Annotated in this window: 13 protein-coding genes; 7 read left to right on the forward strand and 6 right to left on the reverse strand. The window is 45.5% G+C overall.

Annotation, left to right across the window (positions count from 1 at the left end):
* The first annotated feature begins 3 nt into the window (after positions 1-3).
* From vctD to vctC, 3 genes are read left to right on the forward strand one after another with little or no spacing between them, the layout of a single operon-like run.
* A complete protein-coding gene (vctD, locus tag H735_RS27880; RefSeq protein WP_020197540.1) occupies positions 4-939 on the forward strand; it encodes an iron chelate uptake ABC transporter permease subunit VctD in 936 nt (311 codons plus the stop codon).
* Entirely contained in the window at positions 932-1,882 is a 951-nt protein-coding gene (vctG, locus tag H735_RS27885; RefSeq protein ID WP_020197541.1) for an iron chelate uptake ABC transporter permease subunit VctG, read from the forward strand. The genes vctD and vctG overlap by 8 nt, the downstream gene beginning before the upstream one ends.
* Before the next feature lie 2 nt (positions 1,883-1,884).
* Positions 1,885-2,640: an iron chelate ABC transporter ATP-binding protein VctC gene (gene vctC, locus H735_RS27890; protein ID WP_020197542.1), complete on the forward strand. Its 756-nt coding sequence runs from the start codon at positions 1,885-1,887 to the stop codon at positions 2,638-2,640.
* An 87-nt stretch (positions 2,641-2,727) separates the two neighbouring features.
* Here vctC and cueR read toward each other — a convergent pair whose 3' ends face one another.
* Complete coding sequence (gene cueR, locus H735_RS27895; protein WP_005437780.1) at positions 2,728-3,114, reverse strand: Cu(I)-responsive transcriptional regulator; 387 nt, start codon at positions 3,112-3,114, stop codon at positions 2,728-2,730.
* A 360-nt stretch (positions 3,115-3,474) separates the two neighbouring features.
* Positions 3,475-4,446, reverse strand: a complete 972-nt coding sequence (locus H735_RS27900) for a helix-turn-helix domain-containing protein (protein WP_017190703.1) — start codon at positions 4,444-4,446, stop codon at positions 3,475-3,477.
* A gap of 116 nt (positions 4,447-4,562) precedes the next feature.
* Here H735_RS27900 and H735_RS27905 point away from each other — a divergent pair, with 116 nt between their 5' ends.
* Together H735_RS27905 and H735_RS27910 are read left to right on the forward strand one after the other, a co-directional pair.
* Entirely contained in the window at positions 4,563-6,569 is a 2,007-nt protein-coding gene (locus H735_RS27905; RefSeq protein ID WP_020196660.1) for a TonB-dependent siderophore receptor, read from the forward strand.
* Positions 6,570-6,648: 79 nt separating this feature from the next.
* The gene (locus H735_RS27910; RefSeq protein WP_009704151.1) at positions 6,649-6,930 is read left to right on the forward strand and encodes a DUF2218 domain-containing protein; all 282 of its coding nucleotides are present in this window, start codon (positions 6,649-6,651) and stop codon (positions 6,928-6,930) included.
* 80 nt (positions 6,931-7,010) lie between these two features.
* Here the strand turns inward: H735_RS27910 and H735_RS27915 are convergent, their stop codons facing one another.
* A complete protein-coding gene (locus H735_RS27915; RefSeq protein WP_005431786.1) occupies positions 7,011-7,259 on the reverse strand; it encodes a YgjV family protein in 249 nt (82 codons plus the stop codon).
* A 322-nt stretch (positions 7,260-7,581) separates the two neighbouring features.
* On the opposite strand from H735_RS27915, the gene H735_RS27920 reads away from it, so the two are divergent.
* Entirely contained in the window at positions 7,582-7,845 is a 264-nt protein-coding gene (locus tag H735_RS27920) for a hypothetical protein (protein ID WP_020196659.1), read from the forward strand.
* Between the two features lie 280 nt (positions 7,846-8,125).
* Complete coding sequence (locus H735_RS27925; protein WP_020196658.1) at positions 8,126-22,072, forward strand: retention module-containing protein; 13,947 nt, start codon at positions 8,126-8,128, stop codon at positions 22,070-22,072.
* Between the two features lie 118 nt (positions 22,073-22,190).
* Here the strand turns inward: H735_RS27925 and H735_RS27930 are convergent, their stop codons facing one another.
* The 3 genes from H735_RS27930 to yccS form a co-directional block, all read right to left on the reverse strand.
* Complete coding sequence (locus tag H735_RS27930) at positions 22,191-22,457, reverse strand: hypothetical protein (RefSeq protein WP_005437768.1); 267 nt, start codon at positions 22,455-22,457, stop codon at positions 22,191-22,193.
* A gap of 151 nt (positions 22,458-22,608) precedes the next feature.
* Positions 22,609-22,734, reverse strand: coding sequence for a hypothetical protein (locus H735_RS31945; protein WP_265100896.1), 126 nt, complete (start codon positions 22,732-22,734; stop codon positions 22,609-22,611).
* A gap of 243 nt (positions 22,735-22,977) precedes the next feature.
* The gene (gene yccS / locus H735_RS27940) at positions 22,978-25,131 is read right to left on the reverse strand and encodes a YccS family putative transporter (RefSeq protein ID WP_020196656.1); all 2,154 of its coding nucleotides are present in this window, start codon (positions 25,129-25,131) and stop codon (positions 22,978-22,980) included.
* Between the last annotated feature and the right edge of the window lie 93 nt (positions 25,132-25,224).

Here is a 25,224-nt window from a genome sequence, read left to right on the forward strand (position 1 = left end):
ACTTTGAAAAAGTTATTGCTTGTTCTTGTTGTTCTAAGCGTTGCATCGTTGTTTGTTGGGGTGGCAAATATGACACCCCAACAGTTGTTTTCAGGCGATGCAAAAGCACTAGAGCTTTTCTTTACTAGCCGGGTTCCGCGTTTATTTGCCATCCTTCTTGCGGGAGCAGGGCTAAGCATCGCTGGATTAGTGATGCAGCAAATTAGCCAAAACCGATTCGCCGCGCCTTCAACAACAGGTACGATTGAGTGTGCCATGCTTGGTTACGTAATGAGTGTGGTGTTTTTTGGTAATGGCGAACAGCTTTGGCTTGTCTTTGCTGTCTCTATCCTGGGTACCTTGATGTTCGTCCAGTTCATTCAACGTATTCAATTCAAAAGCGTCGTGTTTGTGCCACTCGTGGGCATCATCTTTGGTAACGTTGTTGACGCTGTTACTACTTTCATTGCCTACAAATACGATGCACTACAAAGCCTGTCAGCATGGAGCGTCGCAAACTTTGCAAACATTTTGCGTGGTGATTTTGAGCTGCTTTATATTGCAGTTCCCGTCGCTCTTTTAAGTTACCTATTTGCGGCACGCATTTCTGCGGTTGGCATTGGTAAAGACTTTGCAGTAAACCTTGGGCTGAACTATCAGCAAGTGGTGACGTTAGGCGTACTTTTGGTGTCGGTAATGTCAGCCAGTGTGGTGATGATCGTAGGTCAACTGCCATTTCTTGGGCTTATCGTGCCAAACTTAGTCAGTTACTTCTACGGTGATAATCTCAAACGCAATATCCCGCTTACTGCCATGTACGGGGCAATACTCGTTTTGGCGTGTGACTTGGTTAGCCGATTGATCATCTTCCCTCATGAAATGCCGATTTCAATCGTGATCAGCATCTTGGGCGGAGTGGTGTTTATCGCGATGTTGTTGCGAGGTAAGCAAAGTGCGTGATTCCAAGAAACTGTTCTTATTGGCAGCCCTCGCGCTGCTTTTTGCTTTTTTGTTTATTGGTATTGGCTTAACAGCAGATAACTACCAGTACTTTTTGTCGCGACGTGTGCCTAAAGTGTTAGCTATGGTATTGGCGGGTATTGCGATTGCTCAATCTTCGTTGGTGTTCCAAACCATTACCCACAACCGGATTCTTACTCCAAGCATCATGGGGTTTGATGCGTTGTATGTGTTAACGCAAGTACTGATTGTTTTGTTGTTTGGTGGTTTAAGCGCTCTCGTTCTGAATGTCTACATCAACTTCTCGATTGCTGTGCTGGTCATGGTGGGATTTTCGCTATTGCTGTTTGGGTTTTATTTTTCAAAAGGCGGGCGCAACCTCACCACTTTGCTATTGGTTGGGCTGATCTTTGGGCAGTTGTTTAACAACATTGCGGTGTTCTTTTCCCTTCTTATGGACCCAAATACTTTTGCGTTTGTGCAATCTAAACTGTACGCGAGTTTCAATAATGTGAAGGTGAACTTGGTGTATCTCAGTTCACCAATATTGCTCATCGCTTGCTGGTTGTTGTATCGCATGCATCGTACTTTAGATGTTTTTTGGCTAGACCAAGACAATGCTAAGAGTCTTGGGGTTGATGTCCCTAAAGTGACGCGCAATGTCTTTATTCTCTCTGCGGTTCTCATTGCCATTTCGACGGCTTTAGTCGGACCAATCATGTTCTTTGGTTTATTGGTGACAAATTTGAGCCGTGAAATGTTCCGCTCTTACCAGCATCGTACCTTGTTAATAGGTTGCTCTTTGATGGCAATTTGTGCCTTATTGTCGGGGCAATGGATTATAGAAAACGTCTTTTCATTTGAAACGACGCTGAGCGTAGTGATTAACTTTATTGGTGGTATCTACTTCTTGTATCTACTGCTGAAAAACAAAGTCGTATAAACATGATAGTTATAGATAAATTAACCAAAGCATTTGGTTCCAACAAAGTGGTTGATGGCGCGGATACCCAATTTGAGAAAGGGAAGGTGACATCGATTATTGGTCCAAACGGAGCAGGAAAGAGTACCTTGCTGTCCATGGCGTCACGATTGACCGAGCGAGATGGTGGTAGTGTCATGATCGACTGCAAAGAGATTGCAGATTGGGACACCAAAGAACTTGCGAAAAAGTTGGCGGTATTGCGTCAAGCTAACACGATTACGATGCGTTTTACCGTAAAAGAATTGGTATCGTTTGGGCGATTCCCTTATTCAAAAGGCAACTTGTCCAAAGATGACCATGCGATTATCGACCAAGCAATTGACTACTTAGATCTGAAAGAAATTCAAGATAAGTTCTTAGATGAATTGAGTGGTGGTCAACGACAGTTGGCGTTTATTGCGATGGTGATAGCCCAAGATACGGATTATGTTTTTCTCGATGAACCATTGAATAACCTTGATATCAAGCATTCGCTACAAATCATGAGAATCGTTCAACGTTTTGCGCACGATATGAATAAAGCTATGGTGGTGGTGATCCACGATATTAATTTTGCAGCTTGTTATTCCGATGAGATCCTTGCTCTGAAGAAGGGTAAAGTGGTTGCCAGTGGCAAGGTAGATGAGGTAATTCAGGCGTCCATGTTAGAAGATATCTACGAGACACCTTTTAATATCATTGAGCTTAATGGCAAGCGTATGTGTACTTACCATTAAAGCGATATTTACTAAAACAGAATTACGTTAAAACAGTACCTTATTAGAACAATAGCCCTGTAAACCGAAATAGAAATGTTGATGAGCTTACTTGGTGAGCTCATCAATGATTGGACATCGGCTCTCGGCATCGCCCGGACAAGATGAAACCCAACCTTCTAATTGCTTTTTAATTTCCAACAAGTGAGCGATTTTTTGCTCCACTTCATGAAGTTTATCCATCGTACGCGCTTTCACTTCGCTACTTTTGCGATTTGGATTATGCGCCAGTTGCACAAATTCTTTGCATTCTTGCAGTGAGAATCCCGCATTTTTTGCCCGGGAAACAAGGTTGAGCTCTTGGATGTGTTTATCAGAATATTCGCGATAACCTGAATCGCTACGAGCTGGTGACGAAATTATGCCTTTGTCTTCATACATACGAATCGATTTAGAAGACAACCCCGTTAGTTTCGCAACTGCACCAATATTCATGATGACCTCTGTATTTCAGATAACCTTTCTCGCGAGTATAACGCCAAGTGTTTGTCTTCCCAAATAGCTTTGAGAGCAAATTTATATGGATATATACCCAAGTGACTTCAAGATGCAGGATTCAGAGCGTTGTCATTGATTCGAGAGTAAGGAAAACAACGCAGTGTAATAGCCAGCTCTTTCCAAGTTGTTTGACGCAGCAATCGGGTCAATGACACGCTCCCAAAGGGCGAGCTGCCTTGGCTTGTATACTTTGTTGTCGATTCTTGATTTAGAATGACTAGATCTTTAAATCGCCGCCGCGTCTACAAACCAAGTCATTCTCGCTGAACCTAGCATCTCGAGGTTACTTGGGTATACTCAATGGTTGTTGACGACTTCATGTGGGGGAACACCAAATACTTTCTTGAAGGCGTTGGTAAAGTTTGATGGATGATGATAGCCCGCTTCGTATGCCGCTTCTGTGATAGTCACTAATCCCCGTTCCAAATGCTGGCGAGCGATCTCTAAGCGGCGATGGCGGATGTAACCATTAATGGTCATGTTAAAAGCCTGTTTGAAACGTCGTTGGAGGTTTGAAACGCTCATTGAAAACTCTTCTGCTAGACGCTCTAAGGTTAAATCTTCATCGAGATGTGTTTCTATGTAACTGACCACATTTTCTACGCGAGTGTCAGCGGAGCGATGCTGTTTTTCACATACCGCGCAGTAATCGTCAGGCATTTGCCCGATTGAGTGGGAAAGCACTTGGTAAATCAAGCTTTCGACCTCTATACGATCTTTCATATTTGTCGGAGATTCACGTTGAGTGAGAGAGCGTGCAAGCTCAATTAACGTCTCATTAAGCTCCAGTGTGTAAAAAGCTTGGTGAGTTTCAATGAAGCGCTTGTGTCCACAATTTCCCGCCATTCTCGATTCTAACCAAGGTGGTTTAATAAGAATGTTGATCTTATTCATTCTGTTATTTTGAATCAGTGAGCGGCGGAAGTTAGCGGGTTTTGCTAGGTTAACAACCACACCTTGTGGTGCTTTGTTAGCGTCAAAGTCGAATTGAAGATCGTCATAGCCAAAAGATAGCTTTCCCTCAAGAAGGATAGTAATCAGTAGGGCTGAATGGGCAGTAGAGACTATATTGGAATCGACTAATTCGATGCATCGTCCGCCATGGACAAAGATCTGGTCGTTGTATTGGTAGGAGAGAAATTTCCCTTCAGCAAGCTGAGTTTGGCTGCTTTGACCTTGCGTAACAATTATTTGTTTTTCCGTCTGCTCAAGCTTTTTGGTGAGAGCTACTTTGGCAATTTTAGTTCTTTTTTTGGTCTCTGCCGCCATTTGACGTTTCCTCATAACACCTATGCGATTTTGCATAAGTGATTCGTCTTTGTATTTATGAATTGAGATCCTATCATGTATGAGAATTATTATCATTTATATTTAGGAAGACGTTTATGGAAAGCCCTGTTCGCTCACCAATTAAGCTCTCAAGCCTATGCCTAGCAGTGGGGATGGCGCTTGCCCATCCAGCTTTAGCTCAAGATCAAGACTCTCACTTCGAAGAGGTAGTTGTGTGGGGGACGAAAGTATCCAGCAACACCGAATCAATGTTTGCTGACGATATGTCGCTCAAGCAAGCCGATCACATGTCGGATTTACTTCGTGATATTCCGGGCGTTGATGTGGGTGGTACGCACTCTGTCAACCAACGCATTACGATTCGCGGTCTTGGTGAAACCGACCTTGATATCCGTTTGGACGGAGCCTCTCAGCACGCCAACATGTTCCACCATATTGGTAACCTTACGCTTAACCCGGACATTTTGAAGTCAGCGGATATCCAAGTGGGTAATAACTCGGTAACTCAAAGTGGTCTTGGTGGGGCGGTGTACTTTGAAACCAAAGATGCACGTGATCTGCTGCGTTACGATGAAAACTTTGGTGCTCGCGTTTACGGCGGTTATGCGTCTAACGACAACCAACAAGGTTCTCTAACGCTATATGGATTGCTGTCTGAAAACGTGGACGCGATGGTCTATGGTCACTACGTAACACGTGATGACTTTAAAGATGGTGATGGTAATAAAACCTTTGGTGCGGAAGGAGATGTTTACAATATTTTAGGTAAGCTCGGCTATGAGTTTGGCGATATTCACCGACTAGAAATCTCATACGATATGTATCGTGACAGTGGTGATTACAACCCACGTCCTGATATGTCTGGTGATGCCAATAACGGTTTGTCGAGTGAGCTTCTAATTCCAACCGATTATGACCGCGACACTGTCACATTAAGTTATGAGCTTCGTGGTGAGCAACACCAAGGGGACGTCACGTTATATAACACTGAAACCGAAATCGTCCGTGATGAATCTGTCATGGCGCCGCGTTGGCCAGCAAACCGCTTATCGAAAAATACCGCGAAAAACCAGAACTTTGGCCTAAGCGCAAAATTCCAATCATTGCTCACTCTGGGGAACTTTGATCATCGCGCGACTTACGGCCTTGATTACATGGATAAGACTTCTGAAAGTTACTATGGCAGCAGCAAGTTCATGGATGAATCTGCGGTTTCTACAGCTTTGTTCGTCGAAGACCAATTCTTTATCTCGGATGCGTTTTCGATCACAGCCGGCCTACGATTTGACGACTACCAACGCAAAGCAGAAACAGGTAACAACGATTACGACGAAGTGACATGGGCACTAGCGGCAGAATGGGCAGCAACACAAGACTGGACGTTGTTTGCAAGTTCTCGCTCGCTGTTTAAAGGTCCAGAGCTAATGGAAACCTTTATTGCTTACCAAGATGTGGCTTATCTACAAGATGGTTTGAAACCAGAAACGGGACTTAACACCCAAGGTGGTGTTCGTTTCAATAAGACGTTAGATGAACACACATTTGGCGCAAACCTAACCGTGTTCCAAACCGATATCGATGACTATATTGCAGAAGCGTATCAAGGAGCGACTCAAACATACCTTATTTACAATGAAGGTGATGTCGAGATCAAAGGTTTTGAAGCAAGCGCTTTCTACGGTTACGAGAGCTTCGGAAGCAAGCTGTCTTACTCTAAGTCGGATACAAAGAACAAAGATACGGGCGGCCCAGTAGCGGGTGGTAATGGCCGTAGTATTGACATGGGTGACAGCATCGCTTTAACGCTGGATTACCAATCTGATTCGCTAGAAACCATTTTCGGCTGGAACTCAATGTTTGTGCTTGAGGAAGACAACGTGTTTGATGGCCAACCGAAGAAAGACAGTTACGATGTTCACAATTTGTACGCACAATGGGTACCTTCTAACGTTGACGGGCTATCGGTCACCTTTGGTATTGATAACGTATTTGATGAGCTCTACACATCCCACGCGTCTCGCTCAGGCACAGCAAGGGGGATTACGTTAGACGATTACGAACCTGGGCGTAACTACAAGTTGTCTGCCGCTTATCAATTCTAACTCTAAGGGCAATAACAACAACCTTAGATGTTTGGCTCTCGTACGAGAGCCTTTTTTATGAAAGGGACGAGGGACTGAAATGATCAAAGAAACCACTGTAATTGAAAGCGAGCATGCGGCGAAATATCTCGTGACTTTGTGTCGCCACTTTGCGCGTAAAGTGCCGGCGACTTGGAATGATGAAAAAGGTTTGGTGACATTTCCTGTTGGAAATACGGAGTTTAAGTTAGAAGGGGAGCGTTTACTGATAACTTGTGAGGCGGACTCTGAAGAGTCATTAGAAAAAGTGAAGGGCGTTGTATCGGTTCATGTAGAAATGTTCTCCCGCCGCGAAACACTGAAGTTGAACTGGATACGCTAACGAAAGCGAATCGGCACTCGCGACCAAAAACAAAAAAGCCCGTAAGCGTGACACTTACGGGCTTTCCAAAATCGTTTTTCCTAGGCTTCTTCAGGCGCTAGGCTTTTTTTTTCCTGCTGCATTTTAGCAAGGAAGTACACGTTAACACATGCAATAAAACCGTTAGTTAGAACTACTGGCCATGAATCGATCATCAAACCGTACGCTGTGAAAAGTGCACAGCCGATAAAGTTAAGGATACGAAGCTTAACGATATCTTTCATAGTTAGTGAAATAGCAACCATGATAGAAGCCGCGTAGCCTAGAATCTCAACCATGTTCATTTCCATTATTTGACCCTCTTAAATCTGCCGAATTTTGTCGGTACCACTTCTTCTCATCTTGAGATTAACGAGGAAGCTCCATGCCTCGAATGGTCTTGTTCGTTTTGATGGGTGAACTATAGCAATGGAAAAACCGTGATAAAAGCCTCAAATCAAGGTTAAGAGAAGGTTAGCGATTACGCAAACGTTTAGGAAAAAATTCATTGATAATTTTACTTATTATGTTGATTGATAATAGCGATGCAAACAATAGACAAAACTGAGTTGAAGGAATTAGGACAATAACATAATATTGAAAATGAGAATCATTATTAATTAAGTGTAATTTATGCCTGTTGCAATTAGCTTTCTGTTTTCATTTGCCTTGATGATGCGTACCAAACCTCATTCGTGGGGAGTGGCTATCCACGTATTAACACATGTTCTGATGCTGATTCTGATTCCTTCTGACTATGTCGTTCAGTATTTGATGGTGATGTTTTTCTCTTCACCTTTCCTTATTCGACTTTCGAAACGATCTTCAAGCTACGACATTTTGTTCGCATTTCTACCGCTTCTAATCGGTACGGGCGGATTAGTCTTAACTTCATAATTTCATGTCACTTCGTCTTTTTATTTATAAATACTAAGCTTTCATTAATAGTCTATTATTTTCATATGTTTGGTTGGTGTTTTAGTGGTTTGTTGGTGTCACATAATTGTGACTAGGTGCAGTTTTCGTATCTGACGATTAACGAAACTGCAAAATATGATTGTTTATTGACTCAATACTTAGTTAAATCAGAGTTGTGATAAACGGTGAATCATAAGCCGATAAACTAAAATAATTTATAAAGGTCTAACGAAGTGCGTTAGCCATTAGCGGGGGTCAGATGAGTACACAAGCTGTGCCGCAAGAAGTTGTAGTAGATGCTGTCAAAGGGGATGTTTACGCGCTAAGCCTTGAGGGGAAGGTGAGAGCGATAAACGTTGGGGATGTATTAGTTCCGGGTGATGTCATCATCACTGAAAACGGCGCTTCCATTGAAGTGATCGCGGAAGGCTCACTCTATCTCGTGGATGAGAATTGTGTAGCCTGCATACCGGCACCATCTTTAGAGCAACAACCGACAGACGCGGTTGTTCAAGCGCCTGTTGATGGCCAAATCAATGTCGATCCAACTGCGGCGGCTGACGCTGAGTTTGGCGCAGAAGATGTGGCTGCAATCCAACAAGCCATTTTAGAAGGCGCTGACCCTACGGCTATCCTTGAAGCTACGGCCGCGGGCCCGGCTGGTGGTGGCGGAGGTTCTGGGTCTGCAAACGCAGGCTTTGTTACTGTTGAATACAATAACCCCGAAGTATTGGCCTCAACGTTTTTTGAAACCTCAGCTCCGACTGGTAACACGGATACTGAAGATGATCCTGACGGCTTAAATGTCACTGTTTTTGCCGATGGTGGCCAATCTCTTTCTTCTCAAGTAGTAGAAGGCTCCATTTCTCTATCAAGCTACCCGCAAACCATTTCTTCCAGTGTGCAAATTGAAGCTGGTGATCTCGCACTTGATACTGCTTCATTTGTACCTGAGACGTTCTCATTAGAGTCTCTGTTAACTGATCTTAACAGTGATATTACTTCTGGTGGTCAGCCAGTAGCGTTCGTTTATGACGAAGCGCAAAATGCCATTATCGGCACCCAAGAAGGTAACGAAGTACTTCGTATCGAGATCGAAGCGACATCTTTAGGCCGTGATTTAGAGTTAGAGGTCGTTACCACGATTAGCCAGGGTATTGACCACGTCGCGTCTGTTGCTGATGGTCAAGTATCGATCGTCGGTGATCAAATCAATATCGCTTTTGATATTACAGGCGCAGATATTGGTGGTAACAGCATTCAAGCGCCTATTGATTTTACGGCAACCGTTATTGATGGCGATGATCCTGCGCCGCAAAACGTTACTTTTGAAAACGTTGAATCTTCTTCTACACCAATCACTGGCACCTTTGTTGATATTGGTAGTGATCAATTAGCAACGGTCACGTTTAATCAAGAAGGACTTAGTCAGTTCGATGGCCTACTGAGTGATAATCAGGCGACAGAAGCGGTACTCTCTGAAGACGGCAGTACTATCACCTTGTCCATTGCCGGCTCGAATGAAACCGTCTTAACCATCAGTCTGAATACTGATGGTACCTACCAATTTGAGCAATTTAAGCCGTTAGAACAAACAAACGGTGAAGATACGATTGAGCTCTCTTTACCAACCACAATCGTCGACTATGACCAAGATACGGCAAGCAACACCTTTACGATGACCATCCTTGATGGCGATAATCCAGTGATTGAAAACGTGACGGGGTTGTCTTTAGACGAGGCGGGTGTTGACCAAGGTTCACAGGAAGGCGCGGTAGTAACAAGTGGGACTGGGTCGATCACGACAGCGGTCGGTAGTGACATCATTGATCACTATGAGTTGGAACCTACAGAGTTTAATGTTGGTGGAGAACTCCAATCTCAAGGGCAAGTTGTTCAATTAGAACTAGCGTCCGAGAGTAACGGCGTACGTACTTACGAAGGCTTCATCGAGCTGGATGGTGTGCGTATTACCGTATTTGATGTGGCGATTGATGCACCTGCATTGGGCGAATACCAATTCAACTTGTATGAACAACTTGACCATACGGGTGCTAACGATGACTCGCTTACTTTCTCACTGCCAGTTTACGCGGTAGATGCGGATGGTGACCGTTCCTCTATTACCGACGGTTCGAACACACCAGAAGCAGCGCAAATTGTCATTCAAGTTCAAGATGACGTTCCTTCGATTGATGGCGTTGAGGCACTAGCGGTCGATGAAGACGATTTTTCGAATATTGGTTTCGACCAAAATGATTCCGTGGTTGCTCAAGGTCACTTCACGACAACTCAAGGTACAGACCAAGTTGTCAGCTATCGGCTAGAGAGTGGAACCGATCCACTTAATGGTTTGGAGTCGCAAGGTAGATCGATTTCTTTGACAGAAACGTCTAACCCCGACGGTAGCTTTACTTACTCGGCGACGGCTGGCGATGATTCAATTTTCAGATTACAGGTGAATGTTGATGGTTCTTACGCGTTCATCCTTGAAGGGCCGATTGATCATGTTGTTAACAATGATGAGTTGATTTTAAACTTCTCAATCGTTGTAACAGACTTTGATGACGATACTTCGATGGCGACAATCCCAGTTACTATCGTGGATGATGAACCAATGATTCCAATTACTATCGTACGTGACAAACTAACGCTCACAGACGTAGGTGTAATTCGTGTTGATGAGGACGACATAGAAACTATTGGTTCAGACCAAGTGGGGCCAATCTCTATCGATGACAAGTTTATCGCAATTCAGGGGCCAGATCGAGTCGTGGGCTATCAGCTCAATGCTTCTGCAACACCAATGGCTGGACTCACATCACAAGGCGTGGCAGTCACGCTAACTGAAACCGCAAACGGCGATGGAAGCTTTACTTATGAGGCGACTGCGGGGAGTGAAGCGGTCTTTACGCTGACAGTGAATATTGATGGCTCTTACAACTTCACGCTAGAAGGGCCAATTGATCATGCTGTTGATCGCGACGAGTTGACACTCAATTTCCCAATCATCGCGACCGACTTTGATGGCGACACCACAAACGCCACGATCTCTGTGACGGTCGTGGACGATAAGCCAGTGATTAATGACGTCGACGCCATTACCGTTGATGAAGATGATCTAGCGTCAATTGGCTCAGACCAAAACGATGATGCGTTTATGTCGGGTTCTTTCACCACAACGGAAGGCTCGGACAGCGTTGTTAAATACCAGCTTAATGCAACCGCAGATCCAGTAGCAGGGTTGACCTCTCATGGTGAGCCTGTTGTGCTTGCTGAGACAACAAATGGTGATGGCAGCTTTACTTACACTGCCACAGCAGATGGCAATGCCGTATTTGAATTGGTTGTGAAGCCAGATGGCAGCTACACCTTTACTCTGCAAGGTCCACTAGACCATGTGGTGAATAGTGACAGTCTACAAATCGACTTCCCGATTATCGCAACAGATTTTGATGGCGACACCTCATCGAAGACGTTACCTATCACCATCATTGATGATAAACCGACCATTACCGATGTTGATGCGATTACCGTTGATGAAGATGACTTAAGCACGATTGGCTCAGATCAGACTGGCCCGATTTCAATCGATGGCAACTTTACCACCACACAAGGCTCTGACCGAGTAGTGAGCTATCAGCTTGACGCGTCTGCAACACCAGTGGCTGGACTCACATCACAAGGTGTGGCAGTCACGCTAACTGAAACCGCAAATGGTGATGGCAGCTTTACTTACGAGGCGACAGCGGGTACTGAAGCGGTCTTTACGCTAACAGTGAATACTGATAGTAGCTATAACTTTACGCTTGAAGGTCCAATCGACCATGCTGTTGATAGCGATGAGTTAACGCTCAACTTCCCAATCATCGCAACAGACTTTGATGGCGATACCTCTGCTGAGACAATTCCTGTCAAGATCGTTGATGACAAACCGACACTTGGTGGCATCGAAGCAGCAAGTGTGCAAACGGTTGACGAGGACGATATCCCAACCGTCGGATCTGATGGTACGCAGTCGAACAGCATTGCAGGTAACTTCATTGCGACTGATGGCTCTGATGGCATTGTGGAGTACGGCGTTTCTGACCTAACGACGCCAGTACAAGGCCTGACCTCTGGTGGTCAATCTCTGGTTATGGTTGAAGTATCAAACGCAGGTGGTGTTTCAGTTTACGAAGCACGAATTGATGGCACGACGACACCAGTATTCCGTGTAACCCTTGATGCTTCTGATGATAGCTACACGCTCGATTTGCTTGCTCCTCTCGATCATCCAAATGCTGATGGCCAAAATAAACTGGTCATCAATTTACCGATAAACGTGACTGACTTTGATGGATACGTGTCGAACAACATCACCTTACCAATTACGGTTGTGGATGATGTTCCGACCATTGATGGTTTGCTAGCAGGCAGCGAACAAACCGTTGATGAAGATGACCTACCAGCAGGTACGGATGCTGCAAGTGCAGAAGATACTGTTATTTCAGGTACTTTTGATATCACTGAAGGTGCTGACCAAGTTGCTTCTATTCAGCTGAGTGACCTGACCACGCCTGTTGCGTCACTGACTTCAGATGGTGAAACTATCACCTTAGTTCTGTCCTCTAGCGCAAACGGCGTGAACGTATACCAAGGTGTCGCTGGCAATCCTGCTGAAGTGGTGTTCGAACTGACGTTGGATGCAACGAACAACACCTACGAGTTCGATTTACAGAAGCCGCTTGATCACCCAGATGGTAATCAGCAAAACGAGATTGTTATTAACCTCCCTGTGACGGCGACAGATAATGATGGTGATACTTCACCAGCCTTTACATTGCCAATTACCGTTGTGGACGATGTTCCAGTTGTTACCAATATTGAAAGTCTACGTGTCGACGAAGATGACTTACCTCTTGGTTCTGATGGTACTAAAGAGCCATTAACGGTATCAGGTGAGTTCGAAGTCACTAGCGCAGATGGTATTGATGCTTTCGAATTGGATCTAAGCTCAAATCCTATCCCGAATCTGAAATCGGGCGGAGAAGAGGTAACACTTTCTCAAGACGTTGGTGCATCAACTGCTGACGCGCTTGTTTATGTTGGACAAACTCCGGGTGGAGTGACGGTCTTCACGTTGACACTTCATCAAGATGGTAAATACGACTTTGAGTTATCTGGTCAGTTAGATCACGCGGTTAACTCTGATGAGATTTTGTTGAACCTACCTGTGAAGATTATAGATGGCGACAACGATACCATCACTGCGACCTTGCCAGTGACCATCGTAGATGACAAGCCAACCATTGATGCTATTAGCTCTGGTAGTACGTTGTCTGTGGATGAGGATGATATTCCAAGCCAAGGTTCGGACGACACGCCAGAATCCAATATCATTGGTGGCAACTTTGACGTTACTGATGGTGCCGATTCTATCGTTAGCTTCCAGTTGGATAGTTTAACATCGCCTGTTTCTGGCCTTACCTCAGGTGGTCAACCACTTGAATTGGTTGAGTTTTCAAATTCAAATGGTGTGATTGAGTACCGAGCTTATATACAAGGTACGACGGACACCGTCTTTAAACTGACGCTAAATGGTTCAGCAGACAGTTATGAATTTGAGCTGTTGGGTGCACTTGATCATCCTGCGGGTAACGATGAAAACTCGTTAGTCATCAACTTCCCAGTCAACGCGACCGATTTTGACGGTGATGTGTCCAATAACATTACCTTGCCGATCACAGTGGTGGACGATGTTCCTGCGATTGTGAAAGTGACAGACACTAGCCAACAAACAGTCGATGAAGATGATCTTGCTGGTGGCTCAGACACGACAAGTAGCGATTCAACGGTATTAACTGGTGGATTTGAAGTCGTTGATGGTGCGGATGAGATTGTCAGTTACCAAGTTTCTGACCTCAATGCCGTTGTGTCTGGCTTAACTTCGAACGGCAACAGCATCGAGTTGAATGTGGTGAGCTCGGTTGGTGGTGTAACCAGTTACGAAGCGGTCATTACTGGCACATCAACTAAGATCTTCACGTTGTCTCTTGATGCGAATAACGACAGTTACCAATTTGAACTATTGGGACCAATCGACCATGACGCTGTTCAAGGTGAAAACAACCTTGTCATTGATATTCCAATTACAGTGACAGATTTTGATGGTGATACGTCATCATCACTGAACCTTCCAATCACCATTGTTGATGACATTCCTGAAATTACATCAGCAGATGCTTTGGCTGTTGACGAGGATGATCTCGCTAATGGCTCTCAGGCAACCAACAAAGACAGCCTAGAAGCAACAGGCAATTTCGATACGGTAGAAGGGGCAGATACGGTTGTCTCTTACCAGTTGGATCTTACTTCTAACCCGATCCCAGGAGTCACTTCAGGTGGTCTCGCGGTAACGTTAGTTCAAACCGCGGTAAGCAACAACAACTTTACTTATCAAGGTCAAACACCGGATGGTAACTCAGTGTTCACGCTAGTTTTGAACGCTGACGGCTCTTACAAGTTTACGCTTGAGGGGGCGCTAGACCATTCAACCCAAGGCGAAGATACACTCATACTCGATCTTCCAGTCTTCGCGACCGATGTCGATGGCGATACGGCCGGCATTAACTTACCAGTGACGATTACCGATGATGTTCCAACCCTGCACGATGCGTCTATTTCACGTATTGAGGGACAAGGTAACCGTACGGTTCGCTTATTCCGAGACCCTGTAGAGGGTGATGATGATCTTGGTTCGGACGGCGCACAAGTGACGTCATTCTCGGCTGATGATTCGGGTATTTACTTCAAGCAAAACGGTGTTGACTCGGACTCTGTTGATTTAAACGGCAGTAACCAAGTTGTGTTCGTTCACAAAGTTCTTGACGGAGTGGATACCGAAATCGGTCGTTTGATTGTGCGAACCGACGGCCGCGTGTCTTTCCGTCCGAATGACGATCTTGACCATACAGAAACCGATTCGATTGATTTCACCATCAACGTTGTTGCAACCGATGGTGACGGTGATACTAGTGATGCAGATGTTGATATCTCAATCACCGACCGTAACGCACAGATTAATACGTCAACCGTCACCGCGTTCGAGGACCAAGGTCGTGGTGGTGTTGTCGCAGGCGTGGATTCTGCAAATACCCAAGATAACCTATCAACCTTGGATGTGACGCCAGCGAAAGTCGATTTGGTTATCGATTTGCATGATATCGATCGTAACGAGAGCCTAGGTGACATCACTATTCGAGATGCCAATACTCACAACGGTACGTTCTACTATCGAGACGGTAGCGGCAACTACATCGAATTAACGCCTGTCGGCAATACAGTTGTTCTTGATGCATCAAATGTCGAACAATCATTCAATGGTGAGCTTGTCTCGCTAGATAACTTGTACTTTGTACCAGATCGCCATTCCTCAACTGATGCTTCTGGTATCGATCCTCGTATCCGTGTGGAAATTCTTAACAATGGTACGCCAGACCACACCATTAATGGTCGCTTGGATATTGAAGTTGATGCCGTGGCAGATATTGCAACGTGGAACGCTAGCAGCACCTTCGATTACACCGTTGATGAAGATGGCAACAATGTTGAGTTAGACATCGAGGCGAACACGCAAGACATCAGCAACCCAGAGTCCATCGTATATGAACTTGTCTTTACCGAGGGTGGAGACAAGGCGACGTTGGTTTACTCAGATGGTACACCTATTCCTGAAGCGGGTGGCAAATACCTAGTGGATGCGAGTCGTATTGACGAGGTTGAAGTGGATCCTTCGGAGCACTTCTCTGGCCAAATTAAGCTAGATGTAACCGCGATTACGACTGAGAGTAATAACCCTCTGACGGGCAAAGAAACGGCGCGTTCTGAAACCGAAGAAATTGTGATTGACGTTAACCCTGTCGCTGACCAAGCAGACTTTGTGGTAAATCGCATCAACATTTTTGAGGATAACGCTCGAACTCAAGATACCGTCGACCCTGTGACAGACCACGATCCGCTTCAGTTGAGCGAGGTCATTACGATGAGCCCATCAGATGATATTGATGGCTCTGAAGAACTGTTTGTACGCATTGACAATTTCTCCATTGATGGTGTGACGTTGGTTTGGCTTGATACAGCAAATCCAAGCCAAATCAATGCAGTTACAGACAGTGGCGGTAATGTTCTTTACTACGAAATTCCAGAATCAAGCCTTGCTAATGTTGAAGTGCTTCCTCCATTACACAGTAACGAAGACTTCACGTTTGATGTAGAAGGTATTGTGAAAGATAACGCCTCTCTATCGGGGGGCGCCGCTCAGGACATTCGTTCTTTGGGCACGCAATCGGTGATTGTATCGGTGAAAGGTGTTGCGGATATCCCAGACATCGAACTGAACGATAAAACTGGCATTTGGAACGTGTTCGATGATGGTACCGTTCGAGGAATCGAAGCCGAAATCGATGAGAACGGTCAAGTTGATCTCGCGTTTAGCGTGGTTTCAGGAGAGCTGAAAGACAATCCCGCTGATAGTTCAGAATCCATCACGGTACTGCTGTCTAATATCCCTGATGGTGTAGAGCTGTTTGATAACGATGGTGCCTCTATCGACCTGACGTTTGTTGGATACGATGGATCAGGCCAACCGATTTACGAAGCAAACATTACCAATGCTAACGTAAACTCGGGCATCGTTATTCGACCTGAAGCGTCATCGACAGAAAATATTACCATCACAGCAACTACTATCGTGACTGAGAACGATGGTCATACGCGTGAGGTAATTGGTGAAATCCGCGTTAAAGTTGCCCCTGTGATTGATGCTCAAGACAACTATGTTGTTAGCTCTGAAGGCAACGAAGACACGCGCATTAATATTGATTGGGAGCCTACAGCAACGCAAAGCCCGGATGCGGACGAATTCTTTGCTGCTCTAACAATTAGTGGTTTCCCAAATGGCAGTACTGTTTATGTTGACGGTGTCGCGCAAACCGTGGCAGGTGGCAGCATCACGCTCACTCCGGGAACTAACGAATCAGAGCAAGACTTCTCTGCCAGAATCACTCAAGATGGCTATATTCAAGTCCAGCTTGAACAGGACTCAAGTACTGACTTTAGCTTGAGTACACAGGTGACGGTGAAAGAAATTGATGCAGAGTATGTCGACTCAGGCAATCCGGGTGAGGGCATCGCATCTACAGTGATTAACGGTACAGTCAATGTTCAAGTGAATCCGGTTGTTGAACCAGAGGACTTAACAGGTGATGTCGCTGATCAAACTCGTCTACTGGTTGAAGAATCGGGTGGTACAACAACCGATGTGGTTCGTGCTGATGCTCAAGGCCATATCGATTTCACGATTAACACCAGTGCTGGTGGTCAAGCCGGTGCCAACATCATCAAATATCAAGAGTTTGATGATTCTTCTGATGAAGTCGTGACTCAATTGGTGGTTCAATTCAGTATTACTGATCCAGAAATCTTGAATCAGCTAGTCATTGTTGGTGCATCGAATGAAGGTGGTGGGCGCTGGACGATCACTGATGAAGAAAACTTCTCGATTATTGCGCCAGCAGGTTTGGATCTTACACCTAATGATGACACCGACGACGGTGATAACAACGGTATTTCTTCAATTGGCTTGACCATCTACGCACAAGTGAACGACTTGGGTGAAGATACGATCGAAGAAGACGCAACAGTTCAACGTCAGACTGACATCACACTCGAGTTCCCAACAGATATCACGCCTCAAACCAGCGTAGCAGCTGAAATTGACCTTGATAACACGGTTCAAATTGATGGCAACGAAGACAATACTGTTGATTTGGGTACGCAATTGTCATCTAAAGTCACCACCATCAATGCTGATGGCGTAGAAGATGTCCTAACGCTTGTTATTGACCCTTCATCACCTGGTGTACCTCCGGGCCTAGTTATTGGCGGCACTGATGTTGACTTCGTTGACGGCAAATACGTGTTCCAAGCTTCGATTGATGCGAGTGGCAACATTACTGGCCTCGATGGTTTGACCCTACGTGTTGCCGAAGACTGGGCTGGTGACTTCACGCTGCCAGTTCTCTTCGTTACCACCGATACTCAATCGGGTGATGAAAACACTACGCTAGAGTCACTACCTGTTCAGATCTTGCCAGTTGCGGATGTCCCAGGTTCTTCGGGTGATCAACCTCTTGATAGCAATGTGACACCAGATGTTACAGTCGATATCACTGGTACGTTAGGCTTAGATGCTGACAAGCAACCAGTGAACGACCTTAACAATGATGTCCCAACCAACGATGGTATTGGCTACGAAGACGGCTTGATTCAACTCAACTTGAATGTCGACTTTGCTGACAACCGTAATAACTTGCAAGCGGGCAGAGAGACGCTCACCAACATTAAGCTCACGCTTGATGACACGACGTTAGGTGAGTTTGTTGACGCGAGTGGCAACCCATTAGGCACAAGTATCGAGTTCAGTGCTGCTGAAATTGCTGTGGGCGCATTGGATGAAGTGTTGTTCAAGCCGAAAGAGAATTACCCAGTCGGTGGCGGTCAAAATACCGTTCAAATTAATATCGAAGGGGAGATCACGGACACAGCAATCATCGATCAAACCACGCTTGATAACCCTGGCTACGATACCGATGTTCGCACCTTTACTGATAACGTGTCGTTTGAAATCACACCAGTGGTTGATGACATTACGATAAGTGGTGCAGATCCTTCTCAACCTATCGTTGTCACAGGCGATGAAGATACCCTTATTTCATTGACGCAGTCAGGCTCCGGCGTATCGGTGAGTCTGAACGATAATGATGGTTCAGAGCAGTTTGTGTCCTTGAAGCTTACTGGATTACCGACCGACTTTATTGTGACTTCTAGCTCTCCTGATTACACGGTGAAAAACAACGGTGGTGGTGAGTGGAGTATTCAACTAAATGATTTGACACAAACGTCCGTTGATTTGAGTTCAATTCAAATCCAACCACCGAAAAACTTCAGTGGTGAAGTTGATATTGGTATTACTGCCTTCACACAGGAAGAGTTGCTTAAAGTACCTACGGAACACACAGGTAACTTCAAAGTGATCATTGATCCAATTGGTGATGATGTTGATGTAAACCCAGATACCTTAGTTTCAGGTAATGAGGGTGAAGACATTGAAATCAATATCAATGCTCTTGTGGTCGATAACCAAGAGTCGATTGGTGATGGCGCGAATTATGAAGAGAACGATCCAGAAACACTTCGTGTAGAAATCGCGAATGTGCCAGACGGTGCAAGCATTGAACTTACCGACGGCACTGCATTTGTCGATCAAGGTGGCGGTGTGTTCGTTCTAGAGATTGATGCTCAAGATCTGGATAAAGTGGTCTTTAACTCTGGCGATCGCAACGACAACTCTTGGAATGGCACATTGGAGTTTAAAGTGCAGGCCGTTGATACTGGCTTAGATGGAAGCCAAAGCCTAGGCACGCCAAAAGAGTTCGACGTTAATGTCGAAGTAGAAGCTGTTAACGACCGCCCAGGGTTTGTTAATACAGTGGATGTTGAAACACAAGAGGATACTCCGTTACTGCTTGATGGCTTCAGCATCACAGACGTTGACGCAGTGTTAGATGATCCGAACGCAGAGTATGTGCTCAATGTTAATGTAGACAGCGGTATATTGGAGCTCAACCCTACGCTCATCGCTACTTACAACCTAACCGTGAGCGGTGATGGTACGGATTCCGTTGAGCTGAAAGGCACTGTGGCCGATCTAAACAATGCCATTGCAAACGGCCTGATTGAGTTCGATCCAGACCTGAACTTCTTTGGTGACGTTCAGGTGGACGTGACTGTTGATGACCAAGGCAATGAAGGTATTGTGATTGGTGGGGTAGATGACACCCTAAATACCAACAGCGGCAGCTTCAATATTGAAGTGACAGCGGTGAACGATACCCCAGAAACTACGCCAGTGACGCTACCGGATATTGAAGAAGACAGTGGTGTGTTCTCTATCTCTGAAGCGGATCTTATTGCGAATGCGACAGACGTAGAAAACGACAACCTCACTGTTAGCAATGTTCAGTTAACCGATCCAAGTTCGGGCAGCATTACTTTCAACAGTGGCACTGGCGAGTGGGAGTTTACTCCAGCGCCAGATTACAACGGTCCAGTCGAAATCACGTACACCATTACAGATGATGGCACGACAGATGGTGCATCTGATCCTAAATCGGCTAATGGCAGCGCGTCGTTCAATGTAACGGAAGTAAACGATGCACCAACAACATCTGAAGTGACACTTTCTGATATTGCGGAAGACAGTGCGGCGGTTGAGATTACCCAAGCTGATTTGCTGGCGAATGCCTCTGATATTGAGAACGACACGTTGACAGTGAGTAGCGTTCAATTGGTCGACCCAAGTAGCGGTACATTGGATTTCGATAACGTCTCAGGTACTTGGTCATTTACACCTGCTCCGGGCTACAACGGCACGGTGAATCTGACTTACACCATTACCGATGACGGTACGACGAATGGTGCTTCTGATCCTCAGACAGTGTCAGGAACGGCAACCTTTGAAGTCACCGAGGTGAACGATTCTCCGGTAACATCTGAGGTAACGCTGAGCAGTACGGAAGAAGATGGTGGCGCGGTGACGATTACTGCGACAGAACTTCTGAGTAATGCGAGCGACCCTGAATCGGATAACTTGACCATTAGTAATGTTGCTTTGGCAGACCCTTCGGCGGGTACGTTAACGCAAGTCAGTGCGACAGAATGGACGTTTGAACCTGCTGCAGATTTCTTTGGTGACGTTAACTTCACTTATGAAATCACAGATGACGGAACCACTAACGGTGCGCCAGACCCAATCACAATTGCTGGCACAGCAGTGTTGAATGTTGAAGCGACCAATGACGCACCTGAAATCACAGCTACGTCGGTAACGGATACGATCAACGAAGCCGATGGCCAGAAAATTACGGGTATTAGTGTAAGTGACATCGACTTCACTGGTGCACAGGCGAATGAAATCATGACGGTGACGCTAGCAGTGACTGAAGGTGACGTTCGTGTTGAGCCGCCGGCAGGTAGTGGTGTCACTGTAGGGGCGGGTATGTTTGGTGAAATTATCCTAATGGGTACACCAGATAACATTAACTCCGTTCTTGGTGCGACAGATGCTTCTGAGGGCGTATTTGTGGATGCAGGAGACGTGGATGCCGCTTCAATCACCTTATCGGTGAAAGTCGAAGACAACGGTGTGTACTTTGAAAATGCATCGGGTACAGCATTGGAGGCGAATCAAGACTTCACTATCAATGTGACCCCAGTAGCTGATGCGCCAACGCTGGGTATCGACCCTCAGTTTAACTACGTTCGCCAAATTGCTGCTAGCCAAACCGCGAGCAGTCAAGGTCTTGCGATTGTGGGTATCATGGCGGCGTTGACCGACATTGACGAGGTGCTTTCACTGGAACTAACGGGTGTACCTGCTAGTGCAGAGGTGACAAGCGGTGTTTCTCCATCAGGCATTAGCTTCGATGGCACCACTTGGACAGTACCAAGCGATGAAATTGATACGCTAGAAATTGTGGCGACAGACACCAACAGTGGTATTGGTATCGGTTCTTACGATATTTCGGTTACTGCGATATCAACAGAATCTAATGGTGATGAAGCGCAGTCTTCGCCTGTCCAAATTAGTTTGGATGTGAGCGGCGATAACGACGATATTGATCAGTCAAGCGCAACAGACGACAGCTACCTAGTTGGTGGAGACACAGGTATTAACTTAATTGGTGGGGAAGGTGACGACCTTATCGTAGGTGGCGATGGTGATGATGTGCTGATCGGTGGTCTAGGTTCAGATATTCTAACCGGTGGTGACGGCAGCGATACCTTCAAGTGGACGGTGGATTCCGTTGACGAAGGAGCAGTGGATACCATTACTGACTTTACAGTGAACGAAGACAGTATCGATTTGCGCGAGGTCATCTCTGATCTTAACAATCCGATGATTGATATGGATGATCTGCTTGGCCACATTTCGGCAGACTACGATGCGGCTACCGAGGCGGTATCGTTAAACATCACGACCGACACCAATGTGCATCAAACCATCGTGGTTGAACACTTAGGTGATGCGCTGGACTTTAACGGTCTGAGCTCGAACGAGATCGTTGAGTCATTGCTAAACAATAATGTGCTTGCCAATGGTTAACGCAGCCTAAAAGCAAAAGCGCGATAGCTCATAGAGTTATCGCGCTTTTTTGTGTCTGGTATAATTTTTTTTGTCTGATTATAAAAAGCAGTGTGCTGATTGATATTTGAAGCGATGTTTAAACGTGAATGTCGAGTAGGCTGCCGATCACTTCATTGTTCTTATCAACAACTGATGCACCGATTCGGTTATAGCTTGCAGCTTGAGTTAAGTTAACGAGCGGTTCGATTGGGTTTGAAGGCAATTCAGAGGAGACTTTATTAAAATTAAGCTCGTTGTCTTTGACGAGGTCAACTTTGTTAAACGCTAAATCGTTTTCTTTCACAAAGTCTTGTTGAATTTCATGCGCAGCACCTTCAGCCATCTTCTGCGACAGCTGAATCATATTATATCCGGACTGTATTCCTGACACTGGCATGTTAACTCTATCACCTGTTATGCTTTTGTTAGCATAGGAAGTGTTGCAATTTCGTGCAAGTTCTTTATTCGAACGGTTTGATTATGCAAACAGTTTTGAAAGCATATCGCGCTCTTCGTTAGAAAGAAGCAGGCTTTCCTTTTTTGTTAAGCGATTGACTAATGTCACGATGAAGCGACTTTAATTGGCTCGCTGTCAGCTCGTTAATCTTTTGTCTCAGTTCATTAAACTGTTGAGTGGTCATTTCGATCTCCTCACATTTCTTGGGCTTCTCCTTCATCCACCCACCTCAGCGACCTCCATGGTCACAATTAAAGAATGTTCTAATATTCTTAGGTTAGTTTTTGAATGGTGTTTTTTTGTCCGAGTAATGTCAGTAAGCTCCAAGTAACTTGTAAGACTTTTCCTATGAATCAAGGCGGTAATCATAAAGGGGGAGAATCATAGTCTACCCCTTTAATATGCCTCGTTGGTTCAAGAGGCTTGTTTAGTTCACACGAACGGCAAACTTAGAGGCAAGAGAGTGTAGCTCAGGCAACATGCGGTAGATGAGGTGCAATTGCTGAAGTACCATTCGAGCAGAATGATCATCTTCATCACACCATTGATTCAGGCGTTGTTCCAAATTGGTATCGTCGATCGACGACAAATCACACTCTTCGCTGTTGTGATGCAATTGTTGATGTAATACATCCAAATGCTGGTGAATACATCGATGAGCATCAAGAACAAGTTGGTGGATGGATTCATCGTCAATCCGAGTACGATGCGCGCCTAATGCTGAGATATAACTCAACATTGCATGATTCAACGTTAAGAAACGGAAACATTCATCCACTGCCGTTCGATATTTCCCCGGCTCCGCTAGCATGGTGCTGATCGCGGAAGACAGGTTGGCATCAGTGTTGTGTGCCTGACGACGAGCGATTCGATAGCTTAGGTTATCTTTCTTACCTATTCGATACTGGCCGATGATCTGACTCAGGTATTGCTTATTGGCATCTATCGCGTCGGACATCACTTTATGCAGGCGCTTCGACTGCCAGTCCGGCAGAATGACTAGAACGGCACCAACCGCCAATACACAGCCAATCAAGGTATCAGCAAGTCGAGGCAGCACCACGGCGTAGCCTTCGCCTAATTGGTTGAACAAGAACAACACGAGTAGGGTAATAAAGCCGGTCGCATAACCGTAATTGTTGATGCGAAACGCAAAGAACATCACCCCAGAGATGACAATGAAGACTAACTGGCTCTCTTGAGAAAGGAAGAAGGTCAGCAGGGGCACTCCAATCAACAAACCTGCGAGTGTCCCGATAACGCGGGCGGTAAGTTTTTGTCGTGTTGCGCTGTAGTTAGGTTGGCAAACAAATAGCGTAGTAAGCAGAATCCAGTAACCACGGTCAATGTCGAACGCTTGGATAATTCCGTAACCGGCTGTCAGTGCAATCGACATGCGCAGTGCGTGGCGGAACAGCATCGAGTCTTTATGTAAATTCGCTGAGATGCGTTGCCACATGGCTTTAAGCGTATGTGGATTCGTATCATCCAGCACATCTTCTTCGAGCCGCTCTGCGTCTGGGTTATTAATATTGCTGAGTTGTTTTTCTACCGTCGCTAGGTTATTGAACAGGTAAGTAAGCTGAGCCAATAAGCGTTTCCAATGACTTTGCTCTTGTTCTTCCAAGTAGCCCAGCGAGTTTTGTAGCTCTGCCAATGCAAGAATCGATTGGTCTGTGTGAGTGTACTCGTTACCTAATCGAATCGCATGAGCAATATCGCGACAAGCTTGCGCTTGAGATTCCAGTAAGTACTTAAAGCGGAACAGAACGTCTGAGCGCTCAAACTCGGTCGCCAAATCTTGGTAGCGATAGTGGCTTGAACTCACACGCTCGTGAATGTCTTGCGCAATAAAGTAAATATTAAGGAAACGGTCGCTTGGACCATCGATATGACCGCGCTTAGAACGGCTTAACAGCGTTGCTTTACAAGCATTCAGTGCATTAACGGTTGCAGCATTTAGCTTTGCCGCCTCGATGCGCATAGGCTGCGGAGTTAAGTTTGTAACAGGGTGGAACAGCTTCGCTTTGGCATCAAGGTAGTTGGCGATTTGTAAGAACACCGTTGCTAAGCTTTGTTGAACAGGTTGAAGTGGCCAGAACATCTGCCAAATCATCGACATAAAGTAGTACCACGCTGCACCAGTCAACAGCAGCAATGGTTGGAACCAAATGTTAGTGCTTTCATGAGCGCCAAGCATGGTGTAGATGGCAATCAATAAAGAGCCAAACGCGATGCTGGCGTATTTAGGCCCAATAGCGCCAAGCATAATAAAGCCGAACGTTGAGACAAACAGGCCAATGGCAAAAGCCCACGGCGTATCAAATAAAATCTCAATTGAGAAAGCGGCGACGGCGAAACAGATAAAGGTAAGGATGAGCGCTTTTATCCTGCCCGTAAAACTGTCGTCGCTCTCAGCCAAAGCGGCAGCAATCACACCCAAGATAAGAGGAGTAATCAAGGTATGTTGCTTAAAATACCAAGCAGGAATCACCACGCCTAAAAGGGTGATAAGAATTAGAATGCTGTAGTTAATGGTTTTGTTTGCCCAATATAGGCGAAGTTTTAAAGCAGCTTGCACGATGCGCCTTTCGTTGCCGGTGGAAAACAGGAGAATTTTAACAAACTCACTATAGCGTGTTTATGACCTAATTTAATAAAAAACGTCACTTGC

Source organism: Vibrio owensii CAIM 1854 = LMG 25443 (genome assembly GCF_000817815.1).
Lineage (GTDB): Bacteria > Pseudomonadota > Gammaproteobacteria > Enterobacterales > Vibrionaceae > Vibrio > Vibrio owensii.

Coding starts and splice junctions, on each gene's coding strand:
- H735_RS27925 (WP_020196658.1), top strand. CDS start 8,126: ATGAGTACACAAGCTGTGCCGCAAGAAGTTGTAGTAGATGCTGTCAAA.
- H735_RS27910 (WP_009704151.1), top strand. CDS start 6,649: ATGATCAAAGAAACCACTGTAATTGAAAGCGAGCATGCGGCGAAATAT.
- vctC (WP_020197542.1), top strand. CDS start 1,885: ATGATAGTTATAGATAAATTAACCAAAGCATTTGGTTCCAACAAAGTG.
- cueR (WP_005437780.1), bottom strand. CDS start 3,114: ATGAATATTGGTGCAGTTGCGAAACTAACGGGGTTGTCTTCTAAATCG.
- H735_RS27930 (WP_005437768.1), bottom strand. CDS start 22,457: ATGATTCAGCTGTCGCAGAAGATGGCTGAAGGTGCTGCGCATGAAATT.
- H735_RS27900 (WP_017190703.1), bottom strand. CDS start 4,446: ATGGCGGCAGAGACCAAAAAAAGAACTAAAATTGCCAAAGTAGCTCTC.
- H735_RS27915 (WP_005431786.1), bottom strand. CDS start 7,259: ATGGAAATGAACATGGTTGAGATTCTAGGCTACGCGGCTTCTATCATG.
- H735_RS27905 (WP_020196660.1), top strand. CDS start 4,563: ATGGAAAGCCCTGTTCGCTCACCAATTAAGCTCTCAAGCCTATGCCTA.
- H735_RS31945 (WP_265100896.1), bottom strand. CDS start 22,734: ATGACCACTCAACAGTTTAATGAACTGAGACAAAAGATTAACGAGCTG.
- H735_RS27920 (WP_020196659.1), top strand. CDS start 7,582: ATGCCTGTTGCAATTAGCTTTCTGTTTTCATTTGCCTTGATGATGCGT.